We start from the raw sequence: 17,080 nt of genomic DNA on the forward strand, positions 1-17,080 counted from the left end.
CACCAGACCGTCCGCTTCTGGAGAGCGATGGCAAGAAAGTGGACTTACGTGTGATTTGGAGACACGCGGCTACGGTTCAATCGTCCAGCCGGCCGGGAAAGATGCAGATAGGCACTATTCCCACGCTGTAGCCACCTCAGGCGCCCCATAGCTTGCCGTCAGGATACTCGGAAATTCAGGCGACCTTCTCCACCTCGGGAGTGCCGCGGCGTGACATGAGTTTCTCGACTTCGATCGTATGTTCCGTTCCCCAGACGCAGAGCGGCTTTAAGGCTTCGGCGAGAGTCTGACCGAACTCAGTAAGGGAATACTCGACTTTCGGCGGAATCTCCTTGAAGTCGAGCCGATCGACGATTCCATCAGCCTCAAGTTCCTTGAGTTGCTGAATGAGCATCTTGTCACTGACATTGCCGATGGCGCGCCTCAGGTCACCATAGCGTCGGGCTTCGTGGGCAAGGTGGAACAGGATCAAGGGCTTCCACTTGCCACCAATGACAGCCAACGCCGCGTCCAGGCCGCAGATGAAGCCAGATGTCGCCATTTCGTATGCTCCAATTAGTGCTCGCCAGCAGATACTTACTAAAAGGTGCATACTGGAAGAAAGAAAAGCAAGCCTCTAAGTCGAAGCGGTCATCATTTTCCAGGAGATAGAGATGGGCAGGCTTGAAGGTAAAATCGCCGTCATAACCGGTGGCAACAGTGGCATCGGTCTGGCCACCGCCAAACGGTTTGTGGCTGAAGGCGCCGAGGTTTTTGTTACCGGTCGTCGTCAGGAGGAACTGGACAGGGCGGTGGAGGAGATCGGCTCCGGAGTGACAGCGGTGCAGGGCGACGTTTCGCACCTGGATGATCTTGATCGGCTGTTCGACGGGGTGCGTTCGAAGAGCGGACGAATAGACGTTCTCTTCGCCAATGCCGGGCTCGGAACGCTGGCTGCGCTTGGCGCTATCGACGAAGCGTCGTTCGATTTAACGTTCGATGTCAACGTCAAAGGAACGCTATTCACGGTGCAAAAGGCGCTGCCGCTTATGCAGGCCGGCGGATCCATCATCCTCACCGGCTCGACCACCGGCTCGACGGGAACACCTGCATTCAGCGTCTACAGCGCGACCAAGGCTGCAATCCGCAATTTTGCCCGAAGCTGGGCGTTAGACCTGAGGGGGGCAGGCATCCGCGTGAACGTGCTCTCTCCCGGCGCCACTGAGACGCCTGGCCTTATGGGCCTGGCAAAGGCCGGAGAGGAGGATGCGTTGATGGAGGGCTTTGCCACGCAGATACCGCTCGGTCGTGTCGGGCACCCAGAGGAGACGGCGGCTGTGGCGCTCTTCCTTGCCTCGGACGAGAGCAGCTTCATGACCGGTAGCGAGGTCTTCGTTGACGGCGGAGCCGCACAAGTTTGACGGCCGATCGAACCTCGGCCCCGAGCTTTCTTGCTCGGGGCCTTTTCTCTGCTCCGCTACAGCTTGATGACGGACCGGCGGGATTCGAATGCGTACACCGAATAAGGGCTGGCACTTGGATGGCTCATAAGCAACGTCAACTTTTGGACGTTGGACAATGCAGCTTTGATGTCCGATTTGAAGGCGCAAAGCTGCCATTCCTTCCGCACGGGAAACTGAACGGATCCGCGTCAAACGGCGACCCATTGCCGGCGGATGATCCATGCTGATGTTGTGACCGCCAGGCTGGCTTCGCCCAGAGATCAAAAACCGATCTGTCATGTCGCGATTGACGAGGCCGATGTTGATGTCACGTGCTGGCATCAGCATCTTCGGCGCGATGGCAAAATCCAATCATTCAAATCTCCGGGCGGATATCGCCAACTGAAGGAACAGACCTGGCCCGGCGGTTCTCTTGCTAGGCAGGTATATGGTTGATTTGTTCCCGCCCATGAAACAGGCATCGCTCCTGATACGCTGAACGCGCACCGACGCCGAGGCGGTCGCCGGAAGCTGGTCGATCAGACGCGAAGCAGCGTCTTGATCGCGCGCCGCTCGTCCATCGCGCGGTAGCCTTCCGCGACCTCGGCCAGCGGCAATTGCAGATCGAAAACCTTGCCGGGCTTGATCTTGCCCTTCAGCACGCGATCCATCAGGTCGGGCAGGAACCGCCGCACGGGAGCCGGTCCGCCGAGCATGCGCTTTTGCCCAAAGAAGAGGCTCTGGCCATCGAAACTGACGCCATGCGGTACGCCGACATAACCGATCGTGCCGCCGGGGCGGGAGCAGGCCAGCGCCTGGTCGAATGACTCTTTCGTGCCGACGCATTCCAGAACCGAGTCCGCGCCGATGCCCTTGGTGAGGTCCTTGATGCGCGCCACGCCTTCTTCGCCGCGTTCGGGGACGATGTCGGTCGCGCCGAAGTCGCGGGCGAGTTTCTGGCGGCTCGCGTGGCGGCTCATGGCGATGATGCGCTCGGCGCCCATCTCGCTTGCCGCGAGAACGCCCATCAGCCCGACGGCGCCATCCCCGACCACGACGACAGTCGATCCTTCCCGCACCTCGGCTGCATCGGCGGCGTACCAGCCGGTGCCGAGCACATCCGACACGGCGAGCAGATCAGGCACGAGTTCGGCCGGCGGAACCTCGGCCGTGGCCACCAGCGTGCCGTCCGCCAGCGGGACGCGGGCATAGGGCGCCTGCGCGCCCGACATGAACTCGCGCTGCACACAGGAGGATTGGAAGCCGAAGCGGCAGTGCGGGCAGGTGTTGTCGGAGATGCAGAAGGAGCCAACGACGAACTGGCCGCAGCGGATTGTGCGCACCTCTGCGCCGACCTCGACGACGATGCCGCAATATTCGTGACCCATATGCATGGGACCGTCGACATTCTGGAGCCCTCGGTAGGGCCACAGATCCGATCCGCAGATGCAACTGGCCGACAGCTTGATGATGGCATCAGTCGGATGAATGATTTTGGGATCGGCGACTTCCTCGCAGCGGATGTCGCCGGGCTTGTGGAGAATGGTTGCCAGCATTTTGCTTTCCTTTCGTTTGATGTCTGGAAGAGGCGAGGCGCATGTGGCATGTGTGACCCGCGCCCACACCCGCGGCTGTCAGATGCGTTCGATGTGGAGCGGGAATTTGCCGGGCACGTGCAAGGCCCCGTGGCCGCCGTCGAAGCGGCCGAGCCTGATCAGCCCGGGATGCCGGTATTCGGCGTAGAACATCGCGAGATTGCCCCATGGGACGAAGTAACAGAGGTCGTAGGGCCGCTCGTTGCCGAAGGCGCCGCTTCCCTCCTCGGTGAGCTTGCGCGGCAGGTAGGCGATCTTTTCATTGTGGGCGTAGTTCTCGATGGTGAGATCGAGCGGCAGCATTGCGAAGAAATCGCGCGCCGACGGATTGTCGTAGAGGGTGGCGGTCATGGTCCGGCCGTCAAAGGTCATGGTGATCCTCATGTCGGTGGGCTCCTGGCTGGCTGGATCCTTGCGCTGCTGGCTGCTGGCGGGACGCGGCAAGACCGTCGCCGCGAGCGCGGCGCCGAGCAATGTCCTGCGGGTGAGCGGATTGCTTTGCGAAACCATGCCTTCATCCTTCCATTATACGCCATGCCGCCAGAGCGAGCACGGATGATCCGCACAGCAGGGCCGCACCGAACGCGAACGCGCCCCACCAGCCGATCGTGTCGAACAGCAGGCCGCCGATCGCGGCGCCGCCGGTGATGGCGAGCTGTATCGTGGCCACCTGAAGCCCGCCGCCGGCCTCGGCATCATGGGGCAGCATGCGGCTCAGCCATGTGCCCCAGCCGACCGGTGCGGCGGTGCCGAAGAAGCCCCAGGCGACGAGCAGCAGACATGCGGGGACCGGCATCGCTCCAAACCCTATGAGCCCGACCGCCAGGGCGGCCATGACCAGCGGGATGACGATCAGGATGCTGAACAGGCGGGTCTGCAGCAGCCAGCCGATGCACCAGGTGCCGAGCACGCCCGCCAGCCCCATCAGAAGCAGAATTGTCGAGAGCGCCGTTATCTCGACCTGGGTGACGTTTTCGAGGAACGGCCGCAAATAGGTGAAGAGCGCGAACTGTCCCATGAACAACATCATGACCGATGCCATGCCCATCGCGACCGGAGGGCGCATGAGCAGCGCCAATGGATTGCCTGAGCGCCTCCTTGCGCGGGAGGGAAGCGGCGGCAGGCTGATCCACTGCCAGACAAGCGCCAGCAGGCCGAGCGGGACGACGAGAAAGAAGGCGCCCCGCCAGCCCGCATAGGCGCCCAGGAAGCTTCCCAAAGGGGCCGCGATCGTGGCGGCGACGGCATTGCCGGCGTTCAGTATGGTAAGTCCCCTTGGCACCATGTCCTCGGATAAGAGCCGCATGATGATCGACGTCGACATCGACCAGAAACCACCGATCGCTATCCCCAGCAGCGCGCGGCCGACCATCAGGAATGCGTAGTTCGGGGCAAAGGTGACGGCTAGGCCGGAGACGATGAGGAGGACGGTGAATCCTGTCACGACGATGCGCCGGTCGATCCGGCGCGTGAGGCCGGCGACAAGCAGGCTGGTCAGCACCGCGAACGCGCCCGAGATCGATATGGCCTGGCCTGTCTGGCCTTCGGTGATGCCGAGATCCGTCGCGATTGGGGACAGGAGACTGACAGGCATGAATTCGGAGGCGATCAGGACGACCACGCACAGCGCCATCGAAAGCACCGCGCCCCATGCGCGCGCATCGACAAGCCGTGTGTCGTAGGTTGTTTCCATTGTCCGATATCCTTGCTGGGGCGACGCTTGCCCCAATGGCGGGTCATGACCGGTGGCCGCCGCCGCCATGCCGGGAAGATATCGCCGAGGGGCTTTTCTGATTAGTGGGGTTAATCCGCATGGACTTATCGACCTGTGATATGAATGAGTTTGGAGGCATCCATGCAGCGCGAAGACATGAAGGATTTGCTCTGGTTCCTGGCCGTCGCCAGAGAGCGGAGCTTCACCAAGGCGGCAGCCAAGCTCGGAACGTCGCAATCGACGCTCAGCCACACCATCAAGCAGATGGAAGCACGTCTTGGGGTGCGCCTGCTTACGCGCACCACGCGAAGCGTAGCGCCCACCGAGGCGGGCGAGAGGCTGTTCCGGTCTCTCGCGCCGCGCATCGAGGAAATCGAAGCCGACCTCGCGAGCCTGGTGGCGTTCCGCGACAAGCCCTCGGGAACGGTGCGCATAACGCTGTCGGATCATGCGCTGCAAATGACGGTCTGGCCAAAGCTGCGACCCGTCCTGCTCGACTATCCCGACCTGCGCGTCGAACTCTACAGCGACAACGGCATGAGAAACATCGTGGAGGAGCGCTTCGACGCCGGCGTGCGGCTCGGCGAAAGCATCGACAGGGACATGATCGCCGTCCGGATCGGCCCGGACTGGCGGCTCGTGGCCGTGGCGTCCCCCGATTACTTTCGACGCCGCCCCGCCCCGAAGGCGCCGCAGGACCTCGTCGGGCATGACTGCATCAACATGCGCCAGACCACGTTTGGCGGACTTTATGCCTGGGAATTCGCGAAGGACGGCCGCGACCTCAGGGTCCGGGTGGAAGGCCAACTCACCTTCAACTCGTCTATTGCCATGATCGACGCCGCTATCAGCGGCTATGGCATCGCCTATGTGCCGGAGAACCTCGTCAGCCATCACCTCTCGGAAGGGCGCCTGGAGCTGGCACTGGACGACTGGAGCCCGCCCTTCCCAGGCTATCACCTCTACTACCCAAGCAGGCGGCAGGTCTCTCCAGCGATGACGGTTATCGTCGATGCGCTTCGCCATCGCTCCTGAGGCCGGACCGAAGCATCATCAATCTGGGAATCGTTCGTCAACCATGGACCCGGAGGCGCCGTACCCGTGCTGCCGCTGGCGCTCAGGTGAAAGCGTCAGGAGCGGATGCCTGAGGGTGCGCCTGCGCGGGCGAGCAGCAGGGCGCGCTCCCTGTCATTGCCGGTCAGTTGCGCGGCCTGGCGGAACGCGGCGCGGGCTTCCGCCGGTCGTCCCAGTTTCTCCAGAAGGTCGCCGCGCACCGTGGGCAAGAGGTGCGAGTCCTTCAGGCGCGGCTCGTCTTGCAGCGCCTCGACGATGGCGAGGCCCTGCGCCGGTCCGAACGCCATGCCGACTGCCACCGCCCGGTTGATTTCGAAAATCGGCGAGGGGGCCGCCAAGGCAAGGGCCTGATAATAGGCTGATATCGCGACCCAGTCGGTGTCGGCGGCGGTCATCGCGCGGGCATGGCAGGCCGCGATCATCGCCTGCAGCAAATAGGCACCAGGTGTCGATGTCAGGCTCATGGCGCGGTTCAGGCCGTCGAGGCCGCGCCGGATAAGCGACCAGTCCCATCGGCTGCGGTCCTGGTCGAGCAGCAGGATCGGATCGCCCGCTTTGCCGGTGCGGGCGGCAAAGCGCGAGGCGTTGAATTCCATCAGCGACACCAGTCCCTGCACCTCGGGCTCGTCAGGCATCAGCGCCGCCAGTGAGCGGCCAAGGCGCAGCGCTTCGCCGCACAGATCGGGGCGCAGCCAGTCCGGCCCTGCGGTCGCCACATAGCCCTCGTTGAATGTGAGGTAGACCACCTCCAGCACGGCGGCGAGGCGTTCGCGCCGCTCCTCGCCGCGCGGCGTCTCGAATGGGATGCCGGTGTCGCGAAGCGTCCGCTTGGCGCGCACGATGCGCTGCGCGGCGGTGGCTTCGGGCACCAGGAAGGCGCGGGCGATCTCCGGCGTCGACAACCCGCCCAGCAGCCGCAGGGCCAGTGCCGCGCGCTGCTCGGCCGGCAATACGGGATGGCAAGCGGTGAAGATCAGCCGCAAAAGGTCATCGTCAATATCCTCGTCGAGTGCTGCCTCGATGTCGGGCACCTCGCGCTCCAGCTCGGCGAGGTCGATGGCGAGTTCTCGATGCTTGCCGTCGATCATGGTGGTGCGGCGCAGCCGGTCGAGCGCCCGGTTCCTGGCGACTTCAGTCAGCCAGGCGGCCGGGTTGCGCGGGATGCCGTCCCGGGGCCAGCGCTCCAGCGCCAGCAAGAAGGCATCGCCGGCGATCTCCTCGGCCAGCCCGACATCCCTCAAATAGCGGGCGAGCCTGGCGGTGAGCTTCGGCTGCTCGATCCGCCAGACCGCTTCGATGGTGGCTGTCGCCGTCAACCCTTCAGCTCGCCAAAACCTTCCGCCGCCTTCTGGACGTCCTCGGGGAAATCGCTCATCTCAAAGACGCGGCGGACCTCGATCACGTCATTCTCCCCGGCGGGGCAGCGGCGGGCCCATTCGATGGCCTCCTCACGAGAGCGTACGTCGATCACCCAATAGCCGCCAAGCACTTCCTTGACCTCCGCGAAAGGGCCGTCGGTGACGACGGGCTTGCCGCCCTTGAAGCTGACCCGCGCCCCCTCGGACGGCGGATGCAGCCCATCGAGCGCCAGCAGCACGCCAGCTTTCTTGAGCTCCTCATTGTATTTCATCATCCCCTCCACCGCCTCGGCGCCGAGCCTGACATCGGGCGCTGCCTCTGCGTAGCCGCCGGGTATCATCAGCATCATGAACCGCATTGTCTTTCTCCTTGGTTGGTTGGTTCGATCATACGACGAACGGGCAATGGCGGAATCGACAGACGCGGCAAAAAATAACACCAGGATCGCGCCACGGGCCGAAATCATTGGACCGCCATATGGACGGCGCTGCCATCTGGCCGCGACGACTTGCCCTGATATATCCGGCTGCAAATCCGTCACCTTGAGTAAGCCCGCGTGAAGTCATCCAGCCTGGCCGGCGCCGTTTCCCCTATGATGCCGGTGCTCGTCTGCGCGCTTGGCATCTTCCTTTTGTCCGGCATGGATGCGGCGATGAAGGTGCTGGTCATCGCGGTCGGCGTCTACAACACGGTGCTGTGGCGCAGCATGCTGGCGACCGTAGTCGCGGGCGCGGGCTGGCTGGCGGGGCCGCGCTCTGTTCCTGCCCCCTCGGTGCTGAGGCTGCATGCGCTGCGCGCGGTGGTTGTCGGCATGGTCCTGTTGTCTTTCTTCTGGGGTCTTGCGAGGCTGCCGCTCGCGGAGGCGATCGGGCTCAGTTTCGTGGCGCCGCTGTTTGCGCTCCTGCTGGCAGCGCTGCTTTTGGGCGAAAGGATACAGCGCAAGGCGATCTGGGCCTCGCTGGCCGGTATTGCCGGGGTCGCAATCATCGTGGGCGGACAGTTCGGCCAGAAAACCTATGCCGGGGATGCCCTGCTCGGCACGGCCGCGGTGCTCGTATCGACTGTGTTCTATGCCTACAATTTGATCCTTGCGCGGCAACAGGCGCTGGTGGCCAAGCCAGTCGAGATCATGCTGTTCCAGAACCTTTGCGTTGCGCTCACCCTCGGTCTTGCAGCCCCTTGGCTCGCCACTGCCCTGCCGGGCAATCTCTGGCTTCCCCTTGCCGGGGTGACGGCGCTGTCGCTCGCCGGCCAATTCCTGATGAGCTGGGCCTATGCGCGCGCCGAAGCGCAATATCTGATCCCGACGGAATACTCGGCCTTCATCTGGGCGATGGCGCTTGGTTTCTTTTTCTTCGACGAGGCGGTGACGTGGACCACGCTAGCGGGAGCCGGCCTCATCGTGGCGAGCTGCCTGATCGCCGCACGCTCGAATCCCAGACTTGCCGAACCGATCGAGGCCGCGGTTTGAGGGTGCGGGTTCTCGTGCCGACGGCCGAGATCGGACGATTGAGGGCTCGACCGAACAGCCCGCATTGAAATAGCCGCCGGAAGTCCGGTTTTGGGCTCGGCGCCCTTCATCTAAGTAGATCGTTTTGATGGTTAATATCTATATAAAAAGTTTATTAAACATTTCTCTGTTTGAGCGCTATTTTGTCGCGTTGTGCAACACTTTTGCCTCATATTCAGTATATGTCTTCCGAGTGATCGATGTTATGTTGGATTTTAGGATGGTCCGCCGGAACGATATCGATACTTGCAACGTTGCTAAGGAAGCTGGGCGCAGGAATTTGTATCGTTAATTTGGGTGGGCGCGGCACCGCGAGGAAGGATTTCTGATGAGCACCGTGGTGAACGCCAAAGGCATCCCGCTCCCCTACACGGGCACGTCCACGCATTGGTTCTCGGCAACCGGGTCCGGACCGGAACTGCACGGCACGTCTGGCAACGACTCCTTTTGGGGAGACGCCAGCGTCAATGTCACAATCTATGGCGGGGCGGGCGATGACTACTATCATCTCTATTCCACCAACAACAAGGTGGTCGAAAACCCCGGCGAAGGGGTCGACACGATCGACACCTGGATGAGCTACAAGCTCCCCGACAATTTCGAGAACCTCGTCGTCACCGGCGATAATCGCTATGCGTTCGGGAATGCGTTGGACAACATCATCAAGGGCGGCTCCGGCCATCAGACGCTGGATGGCGGCAAGGGCAATGATGTCCTGATCGGCGGCGGTGGCGCCGACACCTTCATCATCTCCAAGGGCAATGGAAGCGACCTGATCTTCGATTTCGATGCATCCGACACCGTCCGCCTCAACGGCTATGACTTCACGTCGTTCGACGCCGTGCGGGCGCACATGGTGCAGGTGGAATCGAACGTGATGCTGAACCTCGGATCGAACGAGATCCTGGTGTTCAAGAACACGACCATCGACAAGCTGCAGCCCACCCAGTTCGAACTGCCGATCGACAAGTCGGGAATGACGCTGTCCTTCTCCGACGACTTCAACACGCTGAGCCTCCACAACAGCCAGGGCGGAACATGGGATACCAACTTCTCGTGGGGAGCGCCGAACGGGAGCACGTTGACCGGCAATAGCGAGCTGCAGTGGTATATCGACGCCAATTACGGGCCGACGAGTTCCGTTCACCCGTTCAGCGTGCAAAACGGTGTCCTCACCATCACCGCGGCGCCGACCCCCGCAGACATCAAGCCCCTGATCAACAATTATGAATACACGTCGGGGTTGCTGACCACCCACGACACCTTCTCGCAGACCTATGGCTATTTCGAAATGCGGGCCGATCTGCCCGAGCACGCCGGCGCCTGGCCGGCGTTCTGGCTGCTGCCGGAAGACGGGTCGTGGCCGCCGGAACTGGATGTCATGGAAATGCGCGGGCAGGACCCGAACTCGTTGGTCATGACGGCGCATACGAATGAGACGGGAACGCACACCAAGGTCGCGTCGACGGTAAATGTCTCGGATACCGATGGCTTCCATACCTACGGTGTGCTGTGGACGCCGGACAAGCTAGTCTGGACTTATGACGGCGTGCAGGTCGCGCAAGCCGCGACGCCGTCCGACATGCACAAGCCCATGTATATGCTGGCAAATCTCGCGGTGGGTGGCTTTGCCGGCACGCCTCCGGATCATCTCGCCACGCCGGCGGAGATGAAGATCGACTATATCCACGCCTATACGCTGAACGAACTGCAGCTACACCCCCTGGACGTCGCGGGCGAGCACTCGGTCTAGGCGACGGCCTCGATGGGTGGGACCATGTGCCGTCAGGGAGTGCGTGAATGATCGGACAGTCGGGCCTGCGGGCGGTCTTGGGGCGCGCCATCGCCGATGTCGGCGTTTTCTCGTTGCTGATCAACATCCTGCTGCTGGTGATCCCGCTATATCTGTTGCAGGTCTATGACCGGGTCCTGCCTTCCTCCAGTGTCGAGACGCTGCTCTATTTGTCCGCCATCGCGGTTCTCGCGCTGGCTTTTCTCGGCTTGCTGGACGCGGTCCGCTCCATTTACACGCAACGCGTGGCAGCGACCGTCGACAGCAAACTGGGCGCGAAGACGTTCGCCACCTCGCTCGCGCCCAGTCATGCCGCCGCGGGCCTGTCGCCGTTGCGCGACCTCGCCTCGGTATGCGCCTTCATCAGGTCGCGCGGCGTGGCGGTCCTATTCGACCTGCCGTTTGCTCCCGTCTTCCTCGGCCTGCTCTACCTGATCCATCCGGTGCTGTTCTGGCTGACGCTGGCCGGCGCGGCGCTGCTGGTTGGACTGGTGGTGGCAACCCAGCTTGCCGTCGGCAGGAACGACGCCTTGTCATCGCAGCGTTCGGCTGTCGCCAGCCTGGCCGAACAGGCCTTTGCCCGCAATGCCGAGACGCTGCGGGCCATGGGCATGGTGGGGAACGCCGCGCGGGTGTGGCAAAGGCACGTCGCCGAGGCGCTGATCCTTCATGACCGTTCGTCGACAGCCAACGCGATTTTCAGCGGAACGTCTCGCGCCGTCCGCATGATGCTTCAGCTGGCCATATTGGGTGTCGGAGCATGGCTCGTCCTGCAAGGCAAGATGACGGCCGGGATGATCTTCGCGTCCTCCCTGGTGTCGTCCCGCGCGCTGCAGCCGCTCGACCAACTGATCGGCTCTTGGCGGCAGATCGTTGACGCCAGGCGATCCTGGAAACGGTTGGAGAAAGTGCTTTCGGCGCAGCCGCAACAGGCGCGGAAACTGGCTTTGCCGGATCCTTCGGGCGAGATCTCCGCGCAGGGCCTGATCTTGGTCGCGCCGAATGCAGCGGCCGGCACGGAACCGATCATCAGAAGGCTGAATTTCCAAATCGCCGCCGGCGAAGCGGTGGCGATCGTCGGCCCGAGCGGGGCCGGCAAATCAACGCTGGCGAGGTTGCTTGTCGGTGCGGTGCAACCGACCGGCGGCTCGGTCAGGATCGATGGCGCCGACCTCCGGACCTGGGACGAAAATCAACTCGGCAGGCATATCGGATACCTGGCGCAGGAGGTGGAGCTCTTTCCCGGATCGATCGCGGAAAATGTCGCCCGCTTCGACCCCGATGCGGATGACGCCTCGATCGTCGAGGCAGCAAGGCGGGCTGAGGCGCACGAGCTGATCCTGGCGCAGCCGGATGGCTACCAGACCGTGATAGGTCCCTCGGACAGAACGCTGTCGGGCGGCGAGCGCCAGAGGATCGGGCTGGCGCGCGCCTTCTACGGCGCTCCCAGAATTCTGGTCCTGGACGAGCCCAGCACGCATCTCGACGGCACGGGCGAAGCGGCGCTCGAAGCGGTGCTTTCCGCCGCGAAAGCGGCCGGCGTCACCATGATCGTGATCACGCATCGCCCATCGATTGCCGCGTCCTGCGACCGCGTGATGCTTCTGCGCAGCGGCGTGATCGAAGCCTTTGGCCCAAGCGGCGAGGTGTTGCGGCAGTCTGGGGCCGGCACGGGCGCCGGCAAGGGCCTTCCCAGGCAGAATCCGGCGGTGACAGCCTCGTTCGCCACGACCATCCGCACCCACAACATTCGCTTTGGATCATAGGCGATGAAAGCGCAAAGCCTCGCCTGGGAAGGCAACCCGCGCACCGACATAGGGCGCGTGGCATTCGTCGGATACGCGTCGATAGCGCTGCTGGTGGGTTGCTTTGGCTACTGGGCCGTCAGCGCGCCCCTGGCCGGAGCGGTGATGACGCAAGGCACGATCTCGGCGACGGGCGGAAACATCCTGATCCAGCATCGCGAGGGCGGTATCATCCAGCAATTGCTGGTCCATGAAGGCGATCGCGTGCAGCGGGCCCAGGATTTGATCGTACTGGATCCAACAGCCGCGCAGGCCGAGTTTAACCGGCTGACGAGACAGTCGATCGCGCTCAGAGCGGGTGCGGCGCGGCTGGAGGCGGAGCGCGACGGGTTGGACAGGCTGGCGCCGATCACCGAAGCGGCGCCGGCGCCATTCCAGCACGATTTCGAGATCCTGGTTCGAGAACAGCAGAAGGAATTCGACGCCAGGCTCGCCCGGTTCCGGTCGGAGCAATCGATCCTGGCGCAACGGGTTGCCATGCATCGGCAGTCGGTGGTGGGATTGCAGGCCCAGAAACAGGCCATTCAGCAGCAGGCTGAAGTCGTTAAGAAAGAACTCGGCATCAAGACCAGCCTGCTGGACAAAGGCCTCACCAATCGTACCGAATACTCGCAGCTTTTGCGCAGCGAGGCCGATCTCGTCGGGCAAGCCGGGGCGCTGGAGGCCAATCTCGCCGCGGCCAACACCCAGATCGTCGAAGCCCAGGTGCAGATCGAGCGCCTGACCACGCAGCGCGTGGAGGAGGCGCTGACCAAGCTGGACGAGGTTCGTTCCAACCTGGCCGATGTCGAGGAACAGATCAGGGCGGCCGAGGCGGTGCTGCGGCGGACGACGATCAAGGCGCCGGCGGCAGGCATAGTCGTCTCGTCGACCTATAATTCCAGAGGCAGCGTGATTGCCCCTGGCGAAAAGATCATGGAGATCCTGCCCACGGCAGAGGGCCTGATCGTGGATGCCAAGCTGCGGCCGAAAGACCTCGATCAGGTCCGCGTCGGCCAGCCGGCAAAACTGCGGCTGTCCGCCTTGAACATGCGGCTCACCCCCGAAGTGTCAGCCACCGTGACACAAATTTCGGCGGACCGTCTCATCGACGAGGCGACGCACGAGCCCTATTTCCGCGCCAGGCTGAAGATTACAGCCGACCTGCCGCCTGGCGTTAAGCCCGAGCAGCTCTATCCCGGAACGCCGGTCGAGGCGTTCATCAGCACCGGCGACCGGACTTTCTTCGAGTATCTGGCACGGCCGATGATCGATTCCTTCGCACGTGCCTTCACTGAACGGTAGTGATCGCGGGCGGGGGCGATGGCTCGACCCGCGGCCAATGACTGCCGGCGCCGAAAGCCGATACCGAACAATCAGCGCACCGCCTCGCGGTGAGTGCCGGGCAGGCGGGTGGCGATCAGCTTGTCGATGCGGCGGCCGTCGAGATCGACCACCTCGAAGCGCCAGCCTTGGGCGTCGACGCATTCGCCGGTCGCCGGCAAATGGTGCATGTGCGACAGCACATAGCCGGCGACGGTCTCGTAGTCGCGGTTTTCGGGCAGGTCGACGCCCAGGACCTCGGCCATCTCGTCGGCCTGCATGTAGCCGGCGAGCAGCCATGAGCCGTCCTCGCGCTTGACGGCGTTCTCCTCCTCGCCGGCATCGAGGTCCGAGCGGAACACGCCGGTGATGGCTTCCAGAATGTCGGCCGGCGTGACGATGCCTTCGAAATGGCCGTATTCGTCATGCACCAGCGCCATCGGCACGTCGGATTCCTTCAGCTTCTGCAGCACATCAAGCGCGTCTGCCTGATCATAGACGATCGGAGCGGCACGCACATGCTTGCGCGGGTCGAGCGTGCGGCCGGCCAGCAGTGCGGCCAGCACATCGCGCGTCTGGACGACGCCGATCATGACGTCGACGCCGCCGTCGCCCGCCGGCAGGCGTGAATGCTGGGTTTCCATCAAGAGTTTGCGGATCGTCGTGTCGTCGGACTGCAGATTGATCCAGTCGACCTCGGTGCGCGGCGTCATCACGGCGCGCACGGCGCGGTCGCCAAGCCGCATGACGCCGGCGATCATGCGCCGCTCGTCGGACTCGATGGTGCCGTGATGCTCGGCCTCGGCGACCAGCATCCTGATCTCCTCGTCGGTGACCTTGTCCTCGCTTTCGCCGTGCTGGCCAAGCAGCCACAATATGGCGCGACCGGAAATGTCGAGCAGGAACACCAAGGGGGCCGAGACGGTGGCCAGGATGGTCATCGCCGGCGCCGCGCGGGTGGCAACGCGCTCGGGATCGCGCAGCGCGATCTGCTTGGGCACCAGCTCGCCGACGATCAGCGAGAAATAGGTGATGATGGCGACGACGATGCCGACGCCGATCGGGTCGGCGACGCTTTCGCGGATGCCGGTCGAGGCCAGGTACACGGACAGCCGCTCGCCGAGCGTGGCGCCGGAGAAGGCACCGGAAAGCACGCCGACCAGCGTGATGCCAATCTGCACGGAGGACAGGAACTTGCCGGGGTTCGAGCCGAGCGCAAGGGCGCGTCCGGCGCCATTGACGCCGCGGTCGATCATCGCTTTCAGCCGCGCCGGGCGCGAGGAAACGATGGCGAGCTCGGACATCGACAAAAGGCCGTTCACGCAGATGAGGACGACCACGATAGCAATTTCAACGTATAACATGAGGCTCAATAGCATTGCGGCGGGCCGCTCGAAAATAGTCCGCCATCTTTTTTAGAAAGATGACAATCGCGTCTTTCAGGCACGGTTCCAGGCTGGCGCCGAAAAATGTTCGACGAGGGCGTCGACGACAACCCGCACCTTTGGCGTCAGTGCGCGCGTTACCGGCCAGACGGCGTGCGCGACAGTGTTTTCCACTGGGCAGTCAGACAGGACCATTTCCAAATCGCCACGCCTGAGGCTGTCGGCCGCCAGCCAGGTCGGCAGAAAGGCGATGCCGCAGCCGGCCAAAGCTGCGTCGAGCAGGGGCTCGCCATGGCCGAGGACAAGCCGCGCCCTGGGTATGAAGGAGCCGACATGGCCGTCGGCATGCCTGATGGTCCAGGGACGGACGATGCCGTCGCGACCGTAGCCGATAACGCTATGGCGGGCGAGATCCTCGACAGATTGCGGCCTGCCATGCGCTTCGAGATACGCGGGCGCGGCACAGATAGCCGAGCGCTGGGCATAGATGCGCCGCGCCGCAAGCGACAGGCTTTCGTCCAGTTCTCCCATGCGGATGGCGAGGTCGATACCTTCCTCGATCAGGTCGACGCGGCGGTCGTTGAAGGAGATTTCCATTGTCAGGTCCGGGAATTTCTTCGAGATTTCGAACAGGACCGGGGCGACGCAGCGGCGGCCGAAGGCGAGCGGCACGTCGATGCGCAGCCGGCCGGACGGGATCTGCCGGCGCGAGGCGAGCAGCGACTGCGCCGCTTCGATCTCGGTCAGCGCCCTGACGCAAGCCTCATAGTAGCTCACGCCTTCGCTGGTCGGACTGAGGCTGCGGGTGGTGCGGTTGAGCAGGCGGACGCCGAGCCGCTGCTCCAATTGGGCGACCGACTTGCCGATCGCCGACTTCGTCACATGCAACCGCTCGCCGGCGCCGGTGAAGCTGCCGGCCTCCACGGCCTGGACGAATGCGACGATGCCCTGCAGATCGGCCGATTCCATCATGTTTCCCAATTGTCGATCTATAGTTCTCAATCAGTCGCCAATTATGCCGCATAGAAGCCCTGTCTTCTATAGCGGAAAGGCTTAAATACCTCGCATGGCCATCAATCACGGAGTGCGAAGCGACATGAGCACCGAGATCAACAGATCCTGGCAGATGAGCGGTTTCGGCCTGTCCAGGCTGAGCCAGGTGACCGGCAAAATCCCCGAACCCGGGCCGCACGGTCTCCTGGTGCGGACCAAAGCCGTATCGCTGAACTACAAGGACAAGCTGATCGTGGACGGCACGCTGATCCCCGACCTTACCTTTCCCTTCGTGCCGACATCGGATGCGGTGGGCGAGGTGGTGGCTGTCGGCAATGCGGTCAGCCGCTTCCAGGTCGGGCAGCGTGTGCTCGGCCAGGTCATCGCCGATTGGCCGGATGGCGACGCGCCGCCCGTGTTGCACAAGCACACGCTCGGTTCCTCGCTGCCGGGCATGCTCTCCGATCATGTGGTCTTTGGCGAGGATGCTGCGGTGCTGGCGCCGCCATCGCTCAGCGACATCGAGGCGGCGACGCTGCCGATAGCGGCGCTGACGGCTTGGTTTGCGATGGCCGAGGCGACCAGGCCGGTGCCGGGCCAGACCATTCTCATCCAGGGCACCGGCGGCGTATCGCTGTTTGCGCTGCAATTCGCCAAGGCTTTTGGCTTGCGTGCCATCGTCACCTCGAGCAGCGACGAGAAGCTCGAGCGTGCAAAAGAGCTCGGCGCCTGGCAAGGGATCAACTATCGCAGGCAGCCGGCATGGGACGAGGCGGCGCGTGTGCTGACCGACGGGCGAGGTGTGAATCACATTCTGGAAATGGTCGGCGGCGACAATGCGCGGCGATCGCTCAACGCGCTTGGTGCCGACGGTCGGCTCTCGATCATTGGTCTTTTGGGTTCGATGGAACTCAGTTTCCCGATCCTTCCATTCATGCGCAACCGTATTGTCGTGCAGGGCCTGTCGATCGGCCATCGCCGTTCCTTCGAGCGGATGAACCAGGCAATCGAGGCGCTTGGCATCAAGCCCATCATCGACAAGGTCTTTGGTTTTGACGAAGTGCCGCGGGCCTTGCAGCATCTGGAGAAGGGGCCGTTCGGCAAGATCGTGATCACCACGACTTGATGCT

At 63.3% G+C, this 17,080-nt stretch carries 15 protein-coding genes; 7 read left to right on the plus strand and 8 right to left on the minus strand.

Annotation, left to right across the window (positions count from 1 at the left end):
• Positions 1 to 175 precede the first annotated feature (175 nt).
• Positions 176 to 541, minus strand: coding sequence for a winged helix-turn-helix transcriptional regulator (locus JT360_RS27415; RefSeq protein WP_214475649.1), 366 nt, complete (start codon positions 539 to 541; stop codon positions 176 to 178).
• 112 nt (positions 542 to 653) lie between these two features.
• Between JT360_RS27415 and JT360_RS27420 the strand changes: the two genes are divergently transcribed.
• Positions 654 to 1,400: an SDR family NAD(P)-dependent oxidoreductase gene (locus JT360_RS27420; RefSeq protein WP_214475651.1), complete on the plus strand. Its 747-nt coding sequence runs from the start codon at positions 654 to 656 to the stop codon at positions 1,398 to 1,400.
• A gap of 560 nt (positions 1,401 to 1,960) precedes the next feature.
• Here the strand turns inward: JT360_RS27420 and JT360_RS27425 are convergent.
• The 3 genes from JT360_RS27425 to JT360_RS27435 form a co-directional block, all read right to left on the minus strand.
• A complete protein-coding gene (locus JT360_RS27425) occupies positions 1,961 to 2,977 on the minus strand; it encodes a zinc-dependent alcohol dehydrogenase family protein (RefSeq protein WP_214475652.1) in 1,017 nt (338 codons plus the stop codon).
• A gap of 78 nt (positions 2,978 to 3,055) precedes the next feature.
• Entirely contained in the window at positions 3,056 to 3,526 is a 471-nt protein-coding gene (locus JT360_RS27430; RefSeq protein WP_214475654.1) for a cyclophilin-like fold protein, read from the minus strand.
• Between the two features lie 4 nt (positions 3,527 to 3,530).
• A complete protein-coding gene (locus JT360_RS27435; RefSeq protein WP_214475656.1) occupies positions 3,531 to 4,709 on the minus strand; it encodes an MFS transporter in 1,179 nt (392 codons plus the stop codon).
• Positions 4,710 to 4,871: 162 nt separating this feature from the next.
• Here JT360_RS27435 and JT360_RS27440 point away from each other — a divergent pair, with 162 nt between their 5' ends.
• Positions 4,872 to 5,765 carry a LysR family transcriptional regulator gene (locus tag JT360_RS27440; RefSeq protein ID WP_214475658.1) on the plus strand — a complete coding sequence of 298 codons (894 nt, stop codon included), beginning with the start codon at positions 4,872 to 4,874 and terminating at the stop codon, positions 5,763 to 5,765.
• 95 nt (positions 5,766 to 5,860) lie between these two features.
• On the opposite strand, the gene JT360_RS27445 is transcribed toward JT360_RS27440, so the two are convergent.
• Entirely contained in the window at positions 5,861 to 7,120 is a 1,260-nt protein-coding gene (locus tag JT360_RS27445) for an RNA polymerase sigma factor (protein WP_214475660.1), read from the minus strand.
• Positions 7,117 to 7,521 carry a YciI family protein gene (locus JT360_RS27450; protein ID WP_214475662.1) on the minus strand — a complete coding sequence of 135 codons (405 nt, stop codon included), beginning with the start codon at positions 7,519 to 7,521 and terminating at the stop codon, positions 7,117 to 7,119. Before JT360_RS27450 ends, JT360_RS27445 begins: the two co-directional genes overlap by 4 nt.
• Before the next feature lie 234 nt (positions 7,522 to 7,755).
• Between JT360_RS27450 and JT360_RS27455 the strand changes: the two genes are divergently transcribed.
• From JT360_RS27455 to JT360_RS27470, 4 genes are all read left to right on the plus strand, one after another.
• Positions 7,756 to 8,634 carry a DMT family transporter gene (locus JT360_RS27455; protein ID WP_214475740.1) on the plus strand — a complete coding sequence of 293 codons (879 nt, stop codon included), beginning with the start codon at positions 7,756 to 7,758 and terminating at the stop codon, positions 8,632 to 8,634.
• A gap of 367 nt (positions 8,635 to 9,001) precedes the next feature.
• Positions 9,002 to 10,426, plus strand: a complete 1,425-nt coding sequence (gene eglC / locus JT360_RS27460) for an endo-1,3-1,4-beta-glycanase EglC (RefSeq protein WP_284731981.1) — start codon at positions 9,002 to 9,004, stop codon at positions 10,424 to 10,426.
• Between the two features lie 47 nt (positions 10,427 to 10,473).
• Positions 10,474 to 12,231, plus strand: a complete 1,758-nt coding sequence (locus JT360_RS27465) for a type I secretion system permease/ATPase (RefSeq protein ID WP_214475664.1) — start codon at positions 10,474 to 10,476, stop codon at positions 12,229 to 12,231.
• 3 nt (positions 12,232 to 12,234) lie between these two features.
• Entirely contained in the window at positions 12,235 to 13,554 is a 1,320-nt protein-coding gene (locus JT360_RS27470; RefSeq protein ID WP_214475666.1) for an HlyD family type I secretion periplasmic adaptor subunit, read from the plus strand.
• A 71-nt stretch (positions 13,555 to 13,625) separates the two neighbouring features.
• Here the strand turns inward: JT360_RS27470 and JT360_RS27475 are convergent, their stop codons facing one another.
• Both JT360_RS27475 and JT360_RS27480 read right to left on the minus strand, forming a co-directional pair.
• Positions 13,626 to 14,936 (minus strand): hemolysin family protein, encoded by a 1,311-nt coding sequence (locus JT360_RS27475; protein WP_214475668.1) that lies wholly within the window; start codon positions 14,934 to 14,936, stop codon positions 13,626 to 13,628.
• A 75-nt stretch (positions 14,937 to 15,011) separates the two neighbouring features.
• Positions 15,012 to 15,926 carry a LysR family transcriptional regulator gene (locus tag JT360_RS27480; protein ID WP_214475670.1) on the minus strand — a complete coding sequence of 305 codons (915 nt, stop codon included), beginning with the start codon at positions 15,924 to 15,926 and terminating at the stop codon, positions 15,012 to 15,014.
• 127 nt (positions 15,927 to 16,053) lie between these two features.
• Here JT360_RS27480 and JT360_RS27485 point away from each other — a divergent pair, with 127 nt between their 5' ends.
• On the plus strand, positions 16,054 to 17,076 hold the full coding sequence (locus JT360_RS27485; RefSeq protein ID WP_214475672.1) for a zinc-dependent alcohol dehydrogenase family protein: 1,023 nt from the start codon (positions 16,054 to 16,056) through the stop codon (positions 17,074 to 17,076).
• Positions 17,077 to 17,080: the final 4 nt, after the last annotated feature.

This window comes from Mesorhizobium sp. dw_380, assembly GCF_018588885.1.
Lineage (GTDB): Bacteria > Pseudomonadota > Alphaproteobacteria > Rhizobiales > Rhizobiaceae > Mesorhizobium.